General features: G+C 70.0%; 17 protein-coding genes. 8 read left to right on the top strand and 9 right to left on the bottom strand.

What is annotated here, in order from left to right; all coding sequences use genetic code 11:
* Window positions 1–111 precede the first annotated feature (111 nt).
* Entirely contained in the window at window positions 112–678 is a 567-nt protein-coding gene (locus P2T65_RS09560) for an HdeD family acid-resistance protein (RefSeq protein ID WP_055458064.1), read from the top strand.
* Between the two features lie 3 nt (window positions 679–681).
* On the opposite strand, the gene P2T65_RS09555 is transcribed toward P2T65_RS09560, so the two are convergent.
* From P2T65_RS09555 to hutI, 7 genes are all read right to left on the bottom strand, one after another.
* Window positions 682–1254 (bottom strand): HutD family protein, encoded by a 573-nt coding sequence (locus P2T65_RS09555; protein ID WP_276199669.1) that lies wholly within the window; start codon window positions 1252–1254, stop codon window positions 682–684.
* A gap of 5 nt (window positions 1255–1259) precedes the next feature.
* Complete coding sequence (locus tag P2T65_RS09550; protein ID WP_276199668.1) at window positions 1260–2399, bottom strand: acyl-CoA dehydrogenase family protein; 1140 nt, start codon at window positions 2397–2399, stop codon at window positions 1260–1262.
* Entirely contained in the window at window positions 2396–3556 is a 1161-nt protein-coding gene (locus P2T65_RS09545) for a CoA transferase (protein ID WP_276199667.1), read from the bottom strand. The genes P2T65_RS09550 and P2T65_RS09545 overlap by 4 nt, the downstream gene beginning before the upstream one ends.
* 10 nt (window positions 3557–3566) lie before the next feature.
* Window positions 3567–5231, bottom strand: coding sequence for a urocanate hydratase (gene hutU / locus P2T65_RS09540; RefSeq protein ID WP_276199666.1), 1665 nt, complete (start codon window positions 5229–5231; stop codon window positions 3567–3569).
* Between the two features lie 106 nt (window positions 5232–5337).
* The gene (gene hutG / locus P2T65_RS09535; RefSeq protein WP_276199665.1) at window positions 5338–6165 is read right to left on the bottom strand and encodes an N-formylglutamate deformylase; all 828 of its coding nucleotides are present in this window, start codon (window positions 6163–6165) and stop codon (window positions 5338–5340) included.
* Window positions 6162–7712: a histidine ammonia-lyase gene (gene hutH / locus P2T65_RS09530; protein WP_276199664.1), complete on the bottom strand. Its 1551-nt coding sequence runs from the start codon at window positions 7710–7712 to the stop codon at window positions 6162–6164. The genes hutG and hutH overlap by 4 nt, the downstream gene beginning before the upstream one ends.
* Window positions 7713–7752: 40 nt before the next feature.
* Window positions 7753–8961 carry an imidazolonepropionase gene (gene hutI, locus P2T65_RS09525; protein ID WP_276199663.1) on the bottom strand — a complete coding sequence of 403 codons (1209 nt, stop codon included), beginning with the start codon at window positions 8959–8961 and terminating at the stop codon, window positions 7753–7755.
* Between the two features lie 244 nt (window positions 8962–9205).
* Between hutI and P2T65_RS09520 the strand changes: the two genes are divergently transcribed.
* The 5 genes from P2T65_RS09520 to P2T65_RS09500 all read left to right on the top strand — a co-directional run bounded on the left by P2T65_RS09520 (window position 9206) and on the right by P2T65_RS09500 (window position 14719).
* Complete coding sequence (locus tag P2T65_RS09520) at window positions 9206–10567, top strand: formimidoylglutamate deiminase (protein WP_276199662.1); 1362 nt, start codon at window positions 9206–9208, stop codon at window positions 10565–10567.
* Between the two features lie 9 nt (window positions 10568–10576).
* Window positions 10577–11302 carry a histidine utilization repressor gene (hutC, locus tag P2T65_RS09515; RefSeq protein WP_276199661.1) on the top strand — a complete coding sequence of 242 codons (726 nt, stop codon included), beginning with the start codon at window positions 10577–10579 and terminating at the stop codon, window positions 11300–11302.
* Between the two features lie 315 nt (window positions 11303–11617).
* The gene (locus P2T65_RS09510; RefSeq protein WP_276199660.1) at window positions 11618–13594 is read left to right on the top strand and encodes an acetyl/propionyl/methylcrotonyl-CoA carboxylase subunit alpha; all 1977 of its coding nucleotides are present in this window, start codon (window positions 11618–11620) and stop codon (window positions 13592–13594) included.
* A 246-nt stretch (window positions 13595–13840) separates the two neighbouring features.
* A complete protein-coding gene (locus P2T65_RS09505) occupies window positions 13841–14278 on the top strand; it encodes a DUF1489 family protein (RefSeq protein WP_276199659.1) in 438 nt (145 codons plus the stop codon).
* Between the two features lie 78 nt (window positions 14279–14356).
* A complete protein-coding gene (locus tag P2T65_RS09500) occupies window positions 14357–14719 on the top strand; it encodes a hypothetical protein (RefSeq protein WP_141659652.1) in 363 nt (120 codons plus the stop codon).
* 82 nt (window positions 14720–14801) lie between these two features.
* Here P2T65_RS09500 and panC read toward each other — a convergent pair whose 3' ends face one another.
* On the bottom strand, window positions 14802–15644 hold the full coding sequence (gene panC, locus P2T65_RS09495; protein WP_019403515.1) for a pantoate--beta-alanine ligase: 843 nt from the start codon (window positions 15642–15644) through the stop codon (window positions 14802–14804).
* A 179-nt stretch (window positions 15645–15823) separates the two neighbouring features.
* Between panC and P2T65_RS09490 the strand changes: the two genes are divergently transcribed.
* Both P2T65_RS09490 and P2T65_RS09485 read left to right on the top strand, forming a co-directional pair.
* A complete protein-coding gene (locus P2T65_RS09490; protein ID WP_071923891.1) occupies window positions 15824–16570 on the top strand; it encodes a hypothetical protein in 747 nt (248 codons plus the stop codon).
* Complete coding sequence (locus P2T65_RS09485; protein ID WP_055458076.1) at window positions 16567–17313, top strand: DnaJ domain-containing protein; 747 nt, start codon at window positions 16567–16569, stop codon at window positions 17311–17313. Before P2T65_RS09490 ends, P2T65_RS09485 begins: the two co-directional genes overlap by 4 nt.
* A gap of 78 nt (window positions 17314–17391) precedes the next feature.
* Here P2T65_RS09485 and P2T65_RS09480 read toward each other — a convergent pair whose 3' ends face one another.
* Complete coding sequence (locus P2T65_RS09480; RefSeq protein ID WP_245280466.1) at window positions 17392–18741, bottom strand: D-alanyl-D-alanine carboxypeptidase; 1350 nt, start codon at window positions 18739–18741, stop codon at window positions 17392–17394.
* Window positions 18742–19099 lie beyond the last annotated feature (358 nt).

The following is a 19099-nucleotide window of genomic DNA, read 5'->3' as shown; positions in this document are numbered from 1 at the left end:
CATTTCTTTGCCATTGTTCGGCCTGGGCGCTATCCTTACCAAGTATCGGGTGAGTCGGGCTGCTGTCCGGGCCCGCTTCCCGTCCCTCAGGCGGACAGTCGCGGGGGAGCAATGGCCAATACGCTCAACGAGAGTCCGCTCGGCGTGGCCGTCGGCGAGGTGCGGGCGAAGTGGGGCTGGTTCGTCGCGCTCGGCGTCGGCCTGCTCGTCTTTGGCGGCATAGCCTTCGCGCATCTCTTCGTCGCGACGGTCGCCACGGTCTATTACGTCGGCGCGCTCATGCTCGTCGGCGGCATCATCGAGATCGTGCATGCCTTCGGCGTCAAGACTTGGGGTCGCTTCTTCTTCTGGCTTGCGAGCGGCCTCATCTACGCGGTGGCCGGTTTCTTCGCCTTCTACAACCCGCTTCTCGCCTCCGGCGTGCTGACGCTGCTGCTCGCCGTCTCGCTCATCGTCGCCGGCCTCATCCGCATCTGGGTTGGTTTCAATGCCCGACCGGAGAAGGGCTGGGGCTGGATCGTCGCCGCCGGTCTGTTGACGCTTCTCACCGGCCTCATCATCGCGGCCGGCTGGCCGGTGAACAGCCTGTGGGTGCTGGGCCTGCTGCTCGCGATCGATCTCATCTTCCAGGGCTGGGCCTTCATCGCCTTCGGCCTCGCCCTCAAGGCGGCGCGCTGAGCGTCAGAGGCGCCAGAGGTCGACCGTGTAGACAGTTGCGGGGCCGTCGGCTGCGAGGCTGACGGCCTCCTCGTCGATGACGACGGTGTCGGCGGGGTTCAAGGCCGCCGTGCCGTCATCCGTCCGAAGGGTGACGGCCTCGCGCGTCGCGATGACGAGGAGGAGGTCGCCGAGGCGCGGCAGGGCGCGCGGGCTTTCGACCGCGACCCGCTGCACATGGTGGCGCCAGCGCCCGCGGCGCGTCATCACGTTGAGGTCGGTGATCGGGGCGCCGGCGAGACGCCCGGTCACGGCGACATCGGCCGGGAAAGCACAGGGCGGCGTCGCCGCATCGATGACGACCTCGCCCCGGCCGTCGAAGGCGAGGGTGAGCGCCGGGCCGTCGAGGAGCGACAGCGTGCGGTCGATCCCCGGAAAGACCGAGAACGGCCCGTCGCTCGCCACGCGCGCCATGCTCACGCGCCAGTCGAAGGTCTCGAGCCCGGCCCCTTCGGGGAAGGCGGCGATCTCGGTGGTCTCGCCGCCGCCGTTCTTCCACGGCATGACGCGATAGTCGCCGGCACGGAGAATGCGCATGAGCCTCACCCCAGCAGATGGCGCGCGATGATGTTGCGCTGGATCTCCGAGGAGCCCTCGTAGATGCGGAAGATGCGGCAGTCGCGCATGTAGCGCTCCAGCGGCAGTGCCGTGGTGAAACCGTAGCCGCCGTGGATCTGGAGCGCCTTATCGGTCACGCGGCCGACCATCTCCGAGGCGTGCAGCTTGGCCATCGATGCTTCCATGGAGAAGCGCTCGCCGGCCTCGCGCTTGCGCGCGGCGGCAAGGCCAAGCTGGCGCGCGGCGGCGATGTCGGTCGCCATGTCCGCCAGCATCCATTGCAGGCCCTGGAAATGGGCGATCGGCTCGCCGCCCACCTTGCGCTCTCTTGCCCAGTCGAGCGCCGCGGCCAGTGCGGCCTGGGCGATGCCGACGGCGCAGGCAGCGATCTCGAGCCGCCCGGCGTCGAGCACCTTGAGCGCGGTGCGGAAGCCCTTGCCCTCCTCGCCGAGGCGGTTCTCTGCCGGCACGACGCAATCGAGCGAAACCTCGAAGACATGGCCGCCGCGCAGGCCCATGGTCGGCTCGGGCGCGGAGCAGCGCACGCCGCCCGCCTTCGGCTCGACGACGAAGGCCGAGATGCCGCGCGCGCCGGCGGCCATGTCCGTCTTGGCATAGACGACGATGAAATCGGCCTCGCCGGCATTGGAGATGAAATGCTTGGTGCCGGTGATGCGGTAGTCGTCGCCCTCGCGCACGGCACGCGTCGTCATGTCGGCCGGGTTGGAGCCGGCGCCGGGCTCGGTAAGGCCGAAGGCGCCGAGCGCCTTGCCGGCGGCCGCTGCCGGCAGGTAGCGCTGTTGCTGCTCCGGCGTGCCGCCGATGAGGATGGAATCGGTCGCGAGCCAATGGGCCGTGACCATGGAGGCCGTGGAGCCGCAGGCTCCGGCGATGGCCGCCACCGCCTCGAACAGGGCCGTCGCCGGCAGGCCGATGCCGCCGCAGGCCTCGGGCAGGTTGAGGCCCATGATGCCCATCTGCGCAAGCTGCGGCAGGTGCATGGTGGCCGAGCGGCCCGTGCGGTCGATCTCCGCGGCGGCCGGGGCGAGCACGTTGCGACTGAAGTCGGCCACGGCCTCGACGAGGGCGGCGGCGTCCTCGGCTGTCATCGCGGGGGCATTCACGTCCGGTCCTCCAGGTCGGCCAGAATGGCGGCGCGGTCGCCGTCGAGGCGAGGGGCGGCGGCAAGGCCACCGCGCGGCGCGCCGGCGAAGCGCGCCGGCTGCTCGGGCACCTGCCGCATGCCGGCACGCGCGTCGCTCACCTCCTGCAGGAGGCCGCGGGCCTCGGCATGCGGGGAGGCGAGGGCCTCGGCCATGTCGTTGATCTCGGCGGCCGGCACGCCGTGGGCGACGAGCGCCTCCACGGCCTCGCGGGCGCCGAGCCGCCGCGACCAGCCCTCGATGAGCGCGCGCAGCGCCGCCTCGTTGGCGAGGCGGTTGCTGTCGGTGGCAAAGCGCGGGTCCACGGCGATCTCGGGCGCGTCGATGCAGGCGGCAAGCCGCTGGAAGAGCTTGTCGTTGAGCACCGCGAGCACGAAGCTGCCGTCGCGCGCCGCGAAGGCGCCGAAGGGCGCGGACAGGGGATGGCGGTTGCCGACGCGCCGCGGCGCCTCGCCCGTCGCGAGATAGCGGGCGACGACGAGCGGCTGCAGGGCCACCATGGCGTCGAACATGGCAAGGTCGATGTGGCGGCCGCGCCCCGTGCCGTGGCGCTCGTGCAAGGCCGCGAGCACCGCCCACGAGGCGAAGAGGCCGGCGGCGACGTCGGCGATGGATTCGCCGACGAGGGTCGGCGGCCCGTCCGGCTCGCCCGTCACGGCCATGATGCCGCTCATCGCCTGCAGGATGACGTCGTAGGCCGGGCGCTTCGCCAGCTCCCCCTCCTGGCCGAAGCCGGAGATGGAGGCATAGACGAGGCGCGGGTTGAGCGCGGACAGCTGCGCCCAGCCGATGCCGAGCTTGTCCGCGACGCCGGGGCGGAAGTTTTCGACGACCACGTCCGCCCGGGCGGCCAGCGCATGGGCTATGGCGAGATCGTCCGCCTTCGCGAGGTCGAGGACGATGGAGCGCTTGCCCCGGTTCACCGTGGCGAAGAGCATGCTCTCGCCGTCGACGAAGGGGCCGATGTGGCGATAGTCGTCGCCGCCCGGGGGCTCGACCTTGATCACCTCCGCGCCGAGGTCGGCGAGGAGGGCGGTGCAATAGGGGCCGGCCAGCACGCGGCTGAAATCGAGCACCCTGAGATCGGCCAGCGGCTTCATGGCAGCGCCCCCGCTCATGTCGTTCACCTCAGGGAAGGCTCGGCAGGTTGAGGCCGTGCTCCCTCGCGCATGCGATGGCGATGTCGTAGCCGGCGTCGGCATGGCGCATCACGCCGGTCGCCGGGTCGTTCCACAACACGCGCTCGATGCGCCGCGCCGCCTCCGCCGTGCCATCGCAGACGATGACCATGCCCGAGTGCTGCGAGAAGCCCATGCCGACGCCGCCGCCGTGGTGCAGGGACACCCAGGTGGCGCCAGAGGCGCAGTTGAGGAGCGCGTTGAGAAGCGGCCAGTCGGAGACGGCGTCGGAGCCGTCCTGCATCGCCTCGGTCTCGCGGTTGGGCGAGGCGACGGAGCCACTGTCGAGATGGTCGCGGCCGATGACGATGGGGGCCTTCAACTCGCCCTTCGCCACCATCTCGTTGAAGGCGAGGCCGAGGCGATGGCGGTCGCCGAGGCCGACCCAGCAGATGCGCGCCGGCAGGCCCTGGAACTTGATGCGCTTCTGAGCCATGTCGAGCCAGTTGTGCAGGTGCTTGTTTTCCGGCAGCAGCTCCTTCACCTTGGCATCGGTCCTGTAGATGTCCTCCGGATCGCCCGACAGGGCCGCCCAGCGGAAGGGGCCGATGCCGCGGCAGAACAGCGGGCGGATGTAGGCCGGCACGAAGCCGGGGAAGTCGAAGGCGTCGGCAACGCCTTCCTCGAGCGCCATCTGGCGGATGTTGTTGCCGTAGTCGACGGTGGGCACGCCCATCCGGTGGAAGGCGAGCATGGCGCGCACGTGCTCGGCCATGGAGGCCTTGGCCGCCTTCGTCACCGCCTTCGGGTCGGCCTCGCGTTTTTCTTCCCACTGCGCGAGCGTCCAGCCCTTCGGCAGGTAGCCGTTGACGGGATCGTGCGCCGAGGTCTGGTCGGTGACGCAGTCGGGCCTCACGCCGCGGCTGACCAGCTCCGGCAGCACCTCGGCGGCATTGCCGAGGAGCGCGACCGAGACCGGCTTCTTCGTGCGCGTGGCCTCCTCGATGATGGCGAGCGCCTCGTCGAGGTCCTTGGCCTGCACATCCACATAGCCGGTGCGCAGGCGGAACTCGATGCTCGACGGGCGGCATTCGATGGCGAGGCACGAGGCGCCGGCCATCACCGCGGCGAGCGGCTGGGCGCCGCCCATGCCGCCGAGGCCGGCGGTGAGGATCCAGCGGCCGGAGAGGTCGCCGCCGTAGTGCCGGCGCCCCATCTCGACGAAGGTCTCGTAGGTGCCCTGCACGATGCCCTGCGAGCCGATGTAGATCCACGAGCCGGCTGTCATCTGGCCGTACATCATGAGGCCTTTTCGATCGAGCTCGTTGAAATGGTCCCAGGTGGCCCAGTGCGGCACGAGGTTGGAATTGGCGATGAGCACACGCGGCGCATCCGGATGGGTGCGGAAAACGCCGACCGGCTTGCCGGACTGGACGAGCAGCGTCTCGTCCGCCTCGAGTTTCTTCAGCGCGGCGACGATGCGGTCGAAGCTCTCCCAGTCGCGCGCGGCGCGGCCGATGCCGCCGTAGACCACGAGTTCGCCCGGCTTCTCGGCGACGTCCGGGTCGAGGTTGTTCATCAGCATGCGCAGTGGCGCCTCCGTCAGCCAGCTCTTGGCACTGATGTCGCTGCCGCGGGGGGCGCGGATGACGCGGGCATTGTCGATGCGGGTCATGGGGCGAGCTCCGTCATAACGGTGTTTGATGAGGATCGCGCGAAAGTGGTCGGGCGTGGATGCCCGGGACGGGCGCGAGCATGACGGGAAAGAAGCGTCGGCAGCATCAGCGGGCCCCCCTCGCGAAATCGATGCAGGCTTCGAGAATGCGGGTGAGAGCGGCGCGCATGGGGGCGGCATAGGCCTCGTCGTAGGCGGCGGGCCAGAAGGCTTGGTCCACAGGGCCGACCGGCTCACGCATGTAGCCGCGGCAGGCGAGCTCCATCTGGATGGCATGGACGCCGTCCGCCGGGTGGCCGTTGTGGCGGGTGATGAAGCCGCCCTTGAAGCGGCCGTTGACCACGTGGCTGCGGCCGGAGGTGGCGCAGATTTCCGCGACCCTGGCCGTCAGCGCCGGATCGCAGGTCGTGCCGCCGTTGGTGCCGATATTGAAGTTGGGCAGTTCGCCCTCGAAGAGCCTCGGTATGCGCGAGCGGATCGAGTGGCCGTCGTAGACGACGATGCGCGGATGGAGCGCGCGCAGGCGGGCGATCTCGTCGGCGAGTGCCTTGTGATAGGGCTCGAAGAAAAGCGCCTTGCGCCTTGAAATCGATTGGGAATCGGGTTCGTGCCCCGGCTCGTAGAGCGGCTCGCCGTCGAAGGTCGTCGTCGGCACGAGTTCCGTCGTCGCCTGGCCGGGATAGAGCGAGGCGCCGGAGGGATCGCGGTTGACGTCGATGACCGTGCGCGAGATCGCCGTGTGCACGACGGTCGCGCCGAGGCCGGCGGCGAAGTCGTAGAGCCGCTCGATCCACCAGTCGCAGTCCTTGCGGGCGCGCCACGGGGAGACGAGGCCGGCGGCGAATTCCTCCGGGATGTCGGTGCCCGTATGCGGCAGGCTGACGAGGAGCGGGGCCTCGCCGCGGGTGACGGTAAGGAAGGAGGGCGTGCTCACGGCTCGTGCTCCGTCACGGCCGGCAGCATCGCAGCACCCACGGCCGCCGCGAGGGCGCCGGAGCGGACGAGATCGGTCGCCGCCGCGATGTCGGGGGCGAAGTGGCGGTCGTCGGCGAGGTGCGGCACGCGCGCACGCAGCAAGGCGCGCGCCTTCTCCAGCGGCTCGCTCGAGCGCATCGGGGCATGGAAGTCGCAGCCCTGGGCGGCGGCCAGAAGCTCGATGCCGATGACGGCCGCGGCATTCTGCGCCATCGGGATGAGCCGGCGGGCGCCGTGCGTCGCCATGGAGACGTGGTCCTCCTGGTTGGCCGAGGTCGGGATGGAATCGACGCTTGCCGGATAAGCGCGCTGCTTGTTCTCGGAGACGAGGGCGGCGGCCGTGACCTGCGGGATCATGAAGCCTGAGTTGAGTCCGGGCTTCGGCGTGAGGAAGGCCGGCAGGCCGGAGAGGGCCGGATCGACCAGCATGGCGATGCGCCGCTCCGCGAGGGAGCCGATCTCGCACAAGGCCATGGCGATCATGTCGGCAGCGAAGGCGACGGGCTCGGCGTGGAAATTGCCGCCGGAGATGACCTCGCCCGCCTCCGGGAACACGAGCGGATTGTCGGAGACGCCGTTCGCCTCGGTGGCGAGGAAGTCGGCGGCCTTGCGCAGGAGGTCGAGGCAGGCGCCCATCACCTGCGGCTGGCAGCGCAGGCAATAGGGGTCCTGCACCCGGTCGTCGTTTGCGAGATGCGAGGCGCGGATGGCCGAGCCGGCCATGAGGGCGCGCAAGGCGGCCGCGGTCGCCGCCTGGCCGCGGTGGCGGCGCAGGCGCTGGATGCGCTCGTCGAACGGCCCGTCGGAGCCCTTGGCGGCATCGGTGGCGAGCGCCCCGGTGACGAGGGCGGCCTGGAAGACGCGCTCGGCCTCGAACAGCCCGGCGAGCGCCAGCGCCGTCGACACCTGCGTGCCGTTGAGAAGGGCGAGCCCCTCCTTCGGCCCGAGCACGAGGGGCGTGAGGCCCGCATCGGCCAGCGCCTTGTCCGCCGGCACGCGAGCGCCCTCGACGAAGAATTCGCCGACGCCCATCAAGGCCGCCGTCATGTGGGCGAGGGGCGCGAGGTCGCCCGAGGCGCCGACCGAGCCCTGGCCGGGCACGACGGGCACGCGGCCCTTGCCGAGGCAGGCGACGAGGTGGTGGATCGTCTCCCAGCGCACGCCGGAGGCGCCTTGCGCGAGGCTCGCGAGCTTCAGCGCCATGACGAGGCGCACGACCGGCACGGGCAGCGGTTCGCCGACGCCGGCGGCATGGGAAAGGACGATGTTGCGCTGGAGCGTGGCGAGATCACCGGCCTCGATGCGCACGCTCGCCAGCTTCCCGAAGCCGGTGTTGATGCCGTAGACCGGCTCGCCCTTGGCGATGATGGCATCGATGGTGCGCGCCGCGGCTTCGACGGCCGGGCGGCACGTGTCGTCGAGAGCAATCGGGGCGCCGAGATAGACGCGGCGCCAGTCGGCGAGGGCGACATTCCCGGGGTGAAGGGTGATCGTCTGTTCGGTCATGTCAGGTCACCGGAGGTAGCGGCGGAATGGCCAGAGAACTTCACTTTCCCCTCCAGACCCGGGCGTGGAGCGGATTGAAACCGATGCGATAGACGAGCTCGGCCGGGCGCTCGACGTTCCAGATGGCGAGGTCGCACCACTTGCCGGCTTCGAGCGTGCCGACCTCGCCGAGGCGGCCGAGCGCCCGTGCGGCCTCGCGCGTGACGCCGGCGATACATTCCTCGACCGTCAGGCGGAACAGCGTCGCGCCCATGTTCATGGTGAGCAGCAGCGAAGTCAGCGGCGAGGTGCCGGGATTGCAGTCGGTCGCGAGCGCCATGCGCGTCCCGGCGGCGCGGAAGAGCTCGACTGGCGGCTTCTTCGTTTCGCGGATGAAGTAGAAGGCGCCGGGCAGCAGCACGGCGACCGTGCCGGCGGCGGCCATGGCGGCGGCACCTTCCTCGTCCGTATATTCCAGATGGTCGGCGGACAGCGCGCCGAAGCGGGCGGCGAGTGCGGCGCCGTGGAGGTTGGAGAGCTGGTCGGCGTGCAGCTTCACCGGCAGTCCGCGAGTCCTTGCAGCCTCGAAGACCCGCGCCGTCTCGTCAGGCGAAAAGGCGATGCCCTCGCAGAAGGCGTCGACCGCATCGGCGAGGCCTTCGCCCGCGACGGCCGGCAGCATCTCGTCGACGACCGTCGCGATATAGGCGGCCTTGTCGCCGTTCGCCTCCGGCGGCAGGGCGTGGGCGCCGAGGAAGGTGGTGGTGACGGTGACCGGGCGCGCCTCGCCCAGCCGGCGGGCGGCGCGCAGGCTGCGCAGCTCGGTGTCCCTATCCAGGCCGTAGCCGGACTTGATCTCGACCGTGGTGACGCCTTCGGCGATGAGATGGTCGAGACGGGGCAGGGCACTTGCGACGAGGTCGTCTTCGCTTGCCGCACGGGTCGCCTTCACCGTGGAGACGATGCCGCCGCCTGCGCGAGCGATCTCCTCGTAGCTCGCGCCCGCAAGGCGCATCTCGAATTCCTGCGCACGGTCGCCGCCGAAGACGAGATGGGTGTGGCAGTCGACGAGGCCGGGGGTGACCCAGCGCCCGGCGCAGTCTATGCGCTCTTTCACCTGGAGTGACAGCGGCAGATCGGCCATCGGGCCGGCATAGACGATGCGCCTGTCCTTGCAGGCGAGCGCGCCCTGATCGACGATGCCGAGCCCCGACCTGCCTTCAGCGAGCGTCGCCAGTCGTGCGTTGATCCACAACCTGTCGGCGTCCATGCGGCCTGCTCCCGTCCGTTATTATTGTCTATACATAATCAGCCTGCCGATTTATTGTCTAGACAAAATTGCATGCCGTCGCGCACACTGCCCGTGGCATGAGCGGCCTTTGGCGCTCGTCCTGGCCGTTCTTGCCCCCGACTGTCCGCGCTTTCGGCCTTGCGCCATCGGCGCGGCGTGGATGTGCGCGACAGGCGCGGGGCATGACGGTTGTGGACGCGGGTCGCTGTCAGGGGGAAAGATCATGCAGAAGCTGTTCTTCGATCATGCCCTCCTCGGCGAGGGCTGGGCCGACAATGTCACGATCACCCATGAAGCGGGCACGATCGCGGCCATCGAACGCGACAGCACGCAAGGCGACGCCGCCTATGGCGGCTCCATCGCGCTTCCGGGACTGCCGAACCTGCACAGCCACACTTTTCAGCGTGGCATGGCGGGCCTTGCCGAGACGCGCGGTCCCTCCGGCGACAGCTTCTGGACCTGGCGGCAGGTGATGTACGGCTTCCTCGGCGCCCTGACGCCCGAGGACGTCGAGGCCATTGCAGCCTATGCTTTCCTCGAGATGCTGGAGGGGGGCTTCACCGCGGTGGCGGAGTTCCATTACCTCCATCACGGCCCGGACGGGGCGCCCTATGCCAATCTCGCCGAGCACTGCGAGCGCATCGCCGCTGCCGCCGAGGCGACCGGCATCGGCCTCACGCTCCTGCCGGTGTTCTACGCGCAGGGCGGTTTCGGCGGCCAGCCCGCGGGCGAGGGCCAGCGGCGCTTCCTCAACGATCCGGTACGCTTCGCGCAACTCCTCGAGGGTGCACGCAAGGCGGTCGCGTCCCTGCCCGATGCACGGGTCGGCGTCGCGCCGCACTCGCTGCGCGCCGTCACGCCTGAAAGCCTCGCCGCGATCCTGCCGCTCGCCGGGGATGGGCCGCTCCACATCCACATCGCAGAGCAGGTGAAGGAGGTGGAGGACTGCCTCGCCTGGTCCGGCCTGAGGCCGGTGGAATGGCTGATGGACAACGTGCCTGTCGATGGGCGCTGGTGCCTCATCCACGCCACGCATCTGACCGACGCGGAGGTTGGCGGCATCGCCCGCTCCGGCGCCGTCGCTGGCCTTTGCCCGATCACCGAGGCCAATCTCGGCGACGGCATCTTCGCTGGCGTGGATTTCGCCGGGCAGGGCGGGCTCTACGGCGTCGGCAGCGATTCCAACATCGAGATCACGGCGCCGGGCGAGCTCCGGCAGCTCGAATACAGCCAGCGCCTGGCCCTGCGCGGCCGCAACCTCATGGCGCAGAGGCAGGGCGAATCGACCGGCCGGCGGCTCCATGACGAGGCCTGTCGCGGCGGGGCGCGCGCGCTCGGCCGCGCCATCGGTACGCTCGCTCCCGGCCACCGCGCCGACATCGTCGTGCTCGACGCAGCTCACGTCGATCTTGCGCCCATGCGGGGGGACCGCTGGCTCGACGCCTATCTCTTCGTTGCCGGCAAGGCGGCGCTCGACGGTGTCTATGTCGGCGGCCGGCAGGTCGTCGCGGGTGGCCGGCACGCGACGCGCGAGGCGGTCGAGGCGGCGTACCGGCGCACGCTCGCCCGGCTCGTGAAGGCGTAGGAGACGGTGGTGAGCATCGCCGAACCGCTGCCGCGCTATGCCGAGATCCGCCGGGCGCTGGAGGAGAAGATCCTCTCCGGCGAGTGGCCGCCCGGCCATCGCGTGCCCTCCGAGCACGACCTCGTCGCGCAGTTCGGCTGCTCGCGCATGACGGTGAACAAGGCCATCTCGGCGCTGGCGGCGGCGGGGCTCGTTGTGCGGCGGCGCCGCTCCGGCTCCTTCGTCGCGGCGCCGAAGTCGCAGGAGACCGTGCTCGAGGTCCACGACATCAAGGCCGAGATCACCGGCTCCGGCCGCAGCTACCGCTACGTGATCCTCGACCGGGAGCGCCGGCGGGCGCGGCCGGAGGACCTTGCGCGGCTCGGGGCGGCCAAGGGCAGCTTCGACGTGGAGGCGCTCACGGTGCTGCATTTCGCGGACGAGCGGCCCTTCGTCTACGAGAAGCGGCTGATCAACCTTGCCGTCGTGCCGGCCGCGGCGCGCGAGGCCTTCGCCGCTTCGCCGCCGGGCACCTGGCTGCTCGAGCAGATCCCCTGGACCGAGGCCGAGCACACCATCCGCGCCGAGAATGCCGGGGCGGACGTCGCCCATCACCTCGCCGTCGCCCGCGGCGCCGCCTGCCTCGTCGTGGCGCGGCGCACCTTCCAGGCCGGGGCGACAATCACGGCAGTGACGCTGACCTATCCCGGCGAGCGCCACCAGCTTGTGGCGCGCTTCAGCCCCGCGACGCGGTGAGGGATCGGCTGGCGGCTCGAGAGCCATGTTCCCCGGAGGCATGCAGCGAAGCGGACCGTCATCCGGGGGCCAGCGAATGAAACCTGCCGAAGGCGCTTTTGACAAAGGCCTCTGAACCTGCACCGCACGCCTTCGTGCTGCGGCGCCTCCAGGGAACGAGACGTGACCGCCGAGCCTGCCCCGCGCAGATGCCAAGGCCGGATGCCGTGCATTGCGGCATGGCGCTTATGGGCGGGCTATGGTCTGTTGGCCGCGAAAGCGACATGATTTGCCGCCGGACCAACCGGCGCGCCCGTGATCGAGGGAGATGACTTCGTGCTCGACAGCGTCCTCATCGCCAACCGGGGCGAGATCGCCTGCCGCATCATTCGCACGGCGCGGCAGCTCGGCATGCGCACCATCGCCGTCCATTCGGATGCGGATGCCGACGCGATGTTCGTGCACATGGCGGACGAGGCGCATCGCATCGGCCCGGCGCCGGCGGCCGAGAGCTACCTTCTCATCGACCGCATCATCGCGGTGGCGAAGAAGACCGGCGCCGCCGCCATCCATCCGGGCTACGGCTTTCTCTCCGAGCGGGCGGAATTCGCCGAGGCGTGCGCCGCGAACGGCATCGTCTTCGTCGGCCCGCCAGCCTCCGCCATCCGCGCCATGGGGCTGAAGGACGCGGCCAAGGCGCTCGTCGAGAAGGCGGGTGTGCCGGTGGTGCCGGGCTATCACGGCGCCCGGCAGGAGCCTGATTTCCTGCGCCAGAAGGCCTACGAGATCGGCTATCCCGTGCTCATCAAGGCGGTCGCCGGCGGCGGCGGCAAGGGCATGAAGCGCGTCGACAAGGCGGCCGAGTTCGACGCCGCGCTCGAGAGCGCCCAGCGCGAGGCGCAGAGCGCCTTTGGTGACCCGCGCGTGCTTGTCGAGAAATATGTGCTGTCGCCACGGCACATCGAGATCCAGGTCTTCGCCGACGGGCACGGCAATGTCGTGCACCTCTTCGAGCGCGACTGCTCCCTGCAGCGCCGCCACCAGAAGGTGATCGAGGAGGCGCCGGCGCCGGGCATGACCGAGGAGATGCGCGCCGCCATGGGGCAGGCCGCGACGGAGGCGGCGCGGGCCGTCGGCTATGTGGGGGCCGGCACGGTCGAGTTCATCGCCGACGGGCGCGAGGGCCTGAGGCCGGACCGCTTCTACTTCATGGAGATGAACACGCGCCTGCAGGTGGAGCATCCGGTGACGGAGGCGATCACCGGGCTCGACCTCGTCGAGCTGCAGTTCCGCGTCGCCGCGGGCGAGGCCTTGCCCTTCACGCAGGAGGACCTTGCGATCGACGGCCATGCCGTCGAGGCGCGGCTCTATGCGGAGGATCCCGAAAAGGGCTTCCTGCCGTCGACCGGCAAGCTCTGGGCGCTCGATTTCGGTGCGGGCGACGACATCCGCATCGACACCGGCGTGGCCGCGGGCGACGCAGTGACACCCTTCTACGATCCGATGATCGCCAAGGTCATCGCCCATGCGCCGACGCGCGCCGAGGCGCTCGACCGGCTGGCCGAGGCGCTCGGCGGCACGACGGTCGCGGGGCCGAAGACCAACATCGCCTTCCTCAAGGCGCTGTGCGAGGCGCCGGAGTTCCGTGACGGGCGTTTCGACACGGGCTTCATCGACCGCAACATCGAGGCGCTCGGCGCCGTGCCGCGGGGCTTCGATGCCGCCGCAGCGGCGGCGGGGGCGCTCGCCCTCGTCCACCGCGAGCGCGAACGCATCGCCTTTTCCGCCGCATCCTCCCTGCGGGACGAGGAGGCGGGCGGCTGGTGGGCCGACGACGGCTTCCAGCTCGTCGGCGCGCGGCGCACCGGCCTGCCGCTTCTCGTCGAGGGCGAGCGGGTCGAGGCCGTGCTCGAGTACGGCCCGGACGGGCCGGCCGTCGCCTTTCCCGGCCATCCGGTGCCGGAGGGCGAGCACGATCTCACGCTGGTCGAGGCGGACGCGGCCATGCTCGTCCTCGCCGAGGGCCGGCAAACGAGCGTCAGGATCTACGACCCCTTCGCCGTCGACCTCGAGCACATGGACGGCGATGGCCTCGTCAAGGCGCCGATGCACGGCAAGCTCGTCGCCGTCTTCGTCGGCGTCGGCGACCGGGTCGAGAAGGGCGAGCGGCTCGCCGTGGTCGAGGCGATGAAGATGGAGCACGTGCTCGTCGCCCCCTGCGCCGGCACGGTGAGCGAGATCGCCGCCGAGCCGGGAGCGCAGGTGGGGGAAGGGGCGCGGCTCATCGTGATCGTGACGGAGGAGGAGGGGTGAGCGCATGGCGCCGCGTTCTCGGGGCCTCCTATAAATCGGCGGAAAACGAACCGGAACAGCCACGGTTGCTGACCGGGGGCGTCGACAGTAGCGTTGTGCGCGGGGGCATGGACGATACGAAGAAGGAAACCTGAGCGGTCCGGCGCCGGCCGCCGACGAGCGGGCTTTCCCGTTCCCACCCATTATCCCCCGCCCCGTGCACCGTCCCCGTTGCCTTGCGCGGCGCCGGCGCTAGATAGTTGGGCCATGGCCCTCCATCTCATCAAGCTCTGCGTCGGGGCAGAATCCATCCGCGACCTCGAGGAGTGGATCGAGGAGCGCATGCGCGAGCGCCGGCGGCAGAAGCTGCCGCAGGAGCAGCTGCACACGACGCGCATGGTGCCCAAGCGCGTCGAGGAGCTTCTCGACGGCGGATCGCTCTATTGGGTCATCAAGGGACAGCTCGCCTGCCGGCAGCGGCTCGTCGCCATCCGCCCCTTCACCGATAGCGAGGGCATCTCGCGCTGCCATCTCGTCATGGAGCCGGTCGTCGTGCCGGTTTCGCCGCGGCCGTATCGTCCCTTCCAGGGCTGGCGCTATCTCACGGCCAAGGATGCGCCGCCCGACCTCGGGGACGGCAGCGCGAGCGCAGCCGAGATGCCCGAGGAACTGCGGCGGGAACTCGCCTCCCTCGGCCTCCTGTAGGTTGCGTGCGCACCCGCACCGCTTTGGCACAGCCTTGCTGGCATCATCGATGCATGAGGATAGCCGATGGAGGCGCTCATGCTGATCGGTGTTGCAGAAGGGGCCGCACGGTCCTTTGAAATCGACGAGCGGGCGGAAGGCTATCTCGTGCGTCCGCGCCAGCGCGATACGGGGCAGGTCGAGATGGAGGCGGGACGTGTGTTCCGCACTGCGGTCGCCGCCTTTGCCTTCGCCGAGCGCGAGGCGCTGCTGGAGCGCTATGCCGAGGCGCGGCTCGAAAGCGGGCCCGACGGGGCCATGCCGCTCGCCCGCGACTGGCACAAGGCCGAATCCCTCTTCTCGACCATCAGCGGCAGCCTCGCGGACGAAGGCTTCAGCGCCGATCTCCTCGTGGCCTGGGCGGCTTACGAGGACGAAGAGGAGCGCCACCGGCTGCACTGACGATGCCGTTGCCTCGGAAACTGATTCCGGAGATTGCCGCAAGCTGCTGAACGGACGCGGTTTTCGTCGCGTCCGTTGGTTGTCAGACGGCGATGTTGTCGATGAGCCGCGTCGCTCCCAGCCGCGCCGCGACGAGGAGGCGCGCCGGCGCCGCAAGGTCGCTGACCGGCGCGAGCGTCTCGGCGTCGCGCAGGGCGAGGTAATCGACGGCGAAGCCGGCTGCCGCAAGAGCATCCTCGCCGGCGGTCACGACGGCCCCGGCATCCTCGCCGGCGCGCAGGCGGGCTGCGCCGTCCTGCAAGGTGCGGTGCAGCGTGGGCGCGAGCGCCCGCTCCTCGTCGGACAGGTAACGGTTGCGCGAGGACAGGGCGAGCCCGTCGGCCTCGCGCACGGTCGGTGCGCCGACGATCTCGGCCGAAAGGTCGAGATCGCGTGCCATGCGGGCGATGACCTTGAGCTGCTGGTAGTCCTTCTCGCCGAAGATGGCGACGTCCGGCAGGGCCTGCAGCAGCAGCTTGGCGACGACGGTGGCGACGCCGGCAAAATGGGTGGGGCGGAAGGCATCCTCGAGCCCGGCGGCGGCCGGCCCGTCAAGGCTCACCGTGGTGGCGAAGCCCGGCGGATACATCTCCTCGACGAGCGGCGTATAGGCGAGCTCGGCGAGGCCCGCGAGCTTCGCGCGGTCGTCGTCCAGCGTGCGGGGATACTTCGAAAAATCCTCGTTGGGGGCGAACTGGGTCGGATTGACGAAGATCGAGACGACGACCCGGTCGGCCAGCGCCCGGGCGCGCTCGACCAGCGAAAGATGGCCGACGTGCAGGGCGCCCATGGTGGGCACCAGGGCGACGCGCTCGCCCGCTCCACGCCAGGAGGCGACCGCCTCGCGCAAGCCCTTGACCGTATCGACCGTCGCGACCCTGTCCATGCCCGTCGTCCCTCCCTTGCCCGGTCTTTGCCGCCGTGCATAGCTTCTGCCTGTAGCAAAGCGAGGCTGCCCCGCCAACAATCATGTTGCAGTGCAAAGAGGCCCGGGGGGATGTCGCGCTTGCAAGGGCGCCGGTTCGTGCCACATGAAGACAAGAACGAAAGGGAGGCGGCCCGGCCATGGGCGAGAACAAGCGTGACGGCCGCGACAGGGACCTGGCGCAGCGCGGATCATCCGCGCCGGACGTTGGCCCGTCGCGCGACGTCGATGCCTTCCTGAAAGAGGCCAGGGCGGTCGCCACGCCTGCCGCGCCGGCGGGGCGCCTCATCTTTGCGCTCGACGCCACCATGAGCCGGCAGCCGACCTGGGATCTCGCCTGCCAGCTGCAGGCCGAGATGTTCGACACGGCCCTCGCCGGTGGCGGCCTTGCCGTGCAACTCGTCTATTTCCGCGGCTTCGGCGAATGCCGGGCCTCGCGCTGGGTCTCCGATGCGGGGGCCCTGACGGCGCTGATGACACGGATCGACTGCCGTGGCGGCCTGACGCAGATTGGCCGGGTTCTCGCTCATGCACGTAACGAGGTGTCGCGCAGCGGGGCGAAGGTGCTCGTCCTCGTCGGCGACGCTGTCGAGGAGGACGCGGACGGCCTGTGCGCGCTCGCCGGTGAACTCGGCCTGCTCGGCGTGCGCATCTTCGCGTTTCAGGAGGGGCATGACGCGACCGTGACAGGGGTCTTCAAGGAACTTTCCCGCCTGACCGGCGGTGCCTATGCGCGTTTCGACAGCGGTGCGGGTACAACGCTCGCGGCGCTCCTGCGCGGTGCAGCGGCCTATGCCTCCGGCGGCTTGCCGGCGCTGCAGCGGCTCGCCGACCGCGACGGCGGCGAGGTCAGGGGATTGCTGACCGCAATGGGTGGCAAGCGGTGATCGCACTTGCTCTGGGACTTCTCGCGCTGGTGCTCCTGTGGTGGCTCGGGCGCAGCTATGCCAATGCCGACGCCAAGGTGTTGGCGAAGGTTTTGCGAAAGGCCGGCGGCTGGGGAGCGCTCGCCATCGCGGCCGTTCTTCTGATCCGCGGGCGCTTCGACATGGCGCTGGGGCTTGCCGGCCTCGGCTGGTGGCTGCTCGGCCGGCCGGGGGGCGGCTATGCGAGCCCGCGCTCCTGGCCGGGTTCTTGGCCGGGATCCGGGCCCGGCTCGTCGGGCGGCGGGACGCCCCGCGTGTCGCGGGTGCGCTCGGTGATGATCGAGATGGAGCTCGACCATGCGAGCGGCGAGATGGAGGGGACGGTTCTCGCCGGCCCGCGGGAGGGCAGGGCCCTGTCGGGGCTGGGGCGGGAGGAGCTTCTCGCGCTCCGGCGCGAATGCCTGGCCCGCGACATGGACGGTGCGCGCCTCCTAGAGGCTTATCTCGACCGCCGGTTTCCCGCCTGGCGTGAAGACGCTGACGGCGATGCTCACGCGCGGGGCCGCGGCGAGGCGGCTGCGGGCGCGATGACGGAAGAGGAGGCTCGTGAAGTGCTCGGCCTTCCGCCGGGGGCCGGAGAGGCCGACATTCGTCGCGCGCACCGCACGCTCATGAAGAAACTCCATCCCGACCAGGGGGGCTCGACCTACCTGGCCGCCCGGGTGAATCAGGCCAAGGACATCCTGTTGAGCCGACATCGTTGATACTCCGACCGAATGCGGCGTTTCACTCTGTAAGGTTCGGGTGAGCCGTGGGGGGCGGCCGGCCCGTTGTCGCGCGGCTCAGCCGCGGGTGGCGAAGCAGGAGAAGCCGCGCCGCTTGAGGGTCTTGCACGCGGCCTGGGCGCTGTCCGGATCGAAGCCGGAGAAGCGTGCGCGGTAGAAGGTGGTGCCGTCCTTGACGAACTTCTCGGTGAAGGGCGAGGCATTCGACAGGAGATCGCGGGACTTCTGGCGGGCGTCGCTCAGAATGTCGCGGGCGCGCGCCTCGTCGCCGGTCGCGGCGAGCTGGATCACCCAGCCGGCCGAGCGGGAGGGGGCGTCCTGCTTTACGGGCTCCTCGACTGCCTGTTTCTTCTCGAGATCGGCGATGGCGGAGACGGCAACCGGTGCGGCGGAGGCCACCTGGGTCCCGGCGCGGGGCGCCGGCTGCGGGCCTGCCGACCACTGCATGGACGAGGGCGTCGCGGTCGATCCGGAGGCCGATGCGACGACCGGCCGGATGCTGGACAGGTCGAGCGGGGCGCCGGCCGGCTCGGGGCGTGGCGCGGGAAGCGGAATGGCGGCCGTGGTCTCCACCTCCTCCGCGCGGGCGACGGCGACCGGTGTCGGCGCACGGTCGGCGATGGCCGGCGTCTGCCGCGCGCCGGCATAGGCACGGGGCAGGTTATCCGAGACGAGGTTGGCCATGATCTGATCGCGGGACGCGCCGGAGCGACCGCCGAGGACGACGGCAACGATGTGGCGGGTACTCGTCTTGGCCGAGGTCAGGAGGTTGAAGCCGGAAGCGCGGGTAAAGCCCGTCTTGATGCCGTCGACGCCCTCGACGCGACCGAGCAGCTTGTTGTGATTGCCGTGGGTGCGGCCGGCGTAGGTGAAGCTGCGCCGCTCGAAATAGCCGTAGTAGCGGGGAAAACGATCCTGGATCGCTTGGCCCAGGATGGCGAGGTCGCGCGCCGTGGAGACGTTGGCGGGCGACGAGGGTAGGCCGTGTGGGTTGTAGAAGGTGGTGCGGCTCATGCCAAGCGCGCGTGCCTTGCGCGTCATGAGCTGGGCGAAGGCGCGCTCGGAGCCGCCGATGTTCTCGGCTACCACCATGGCGACGTCGTTGGCCGATTTCGTCACCATGGCCAGAATGGCATTCTCCACAGAGATGCTGGAGCCGGCCTTGAGCCCGAGCTTGGAAGGGGCCTGGGCGGCAGCGTTTGCCGAGACCCTGAGCGGCGTGTCGAGACGCACCCGTCCGGCCTCGAGCTGCTCGAACAGCAGATAGAGCGTCATCACCTTGGTGATGGATGCGGGAATGCGCGGAGCGTCGGCATTGACGGCATGCAGGGTCTTGCCGCTCTTCACGTCGACGACGATGGCCGCATAGGGCGGGTTGTACCCGCCTGAATCCTTCTTCCTGGCCATGGCCGGGGCCGATGGCACGAGGCTGAGCGACGCGGCAAGCCCGACGGCGCCCAGGGCGGCGCCCCAACGCCGCCACCGGGCTGATACGCAACCCATGTTCATTTGTCCGTCCCCGACATCAGACGCCTGAATTGTCTTTCTGCGCCGGATCCTTCGAGCCAGTCACCGGCGCGCCACTGTCAACGACGCTAAGTCGACGCGGTTACGGATGCGTTAAACGGGGCAGCGACGGCCATTGTGCGATGCAACAAAATGCATTGACAACGATTGTGCGTTGCACATATATAAAGCGAACCGGCTTCAGGCAGGCGGTTTTTTGGTCACGCCGGACGTGTCTCCGGCCAGCTCAGGGGCGGCG

The organism is Chelatococcus sp. XZ-Ab1, assembly GCF_029309855.1.
Lineage (GTDB): Bacteria > Pseudomonadota > Alphaproteobacteria > Rhizobiales > Beijerinckiaceae > Chelatococcus_A > Chelatococcus_A sambhunathii.
The sequence above is the reverse complement of the archived record's forward strand: the minus strand, read 5'-3'. Positions and strand labels throughout refer to the sequence as shown.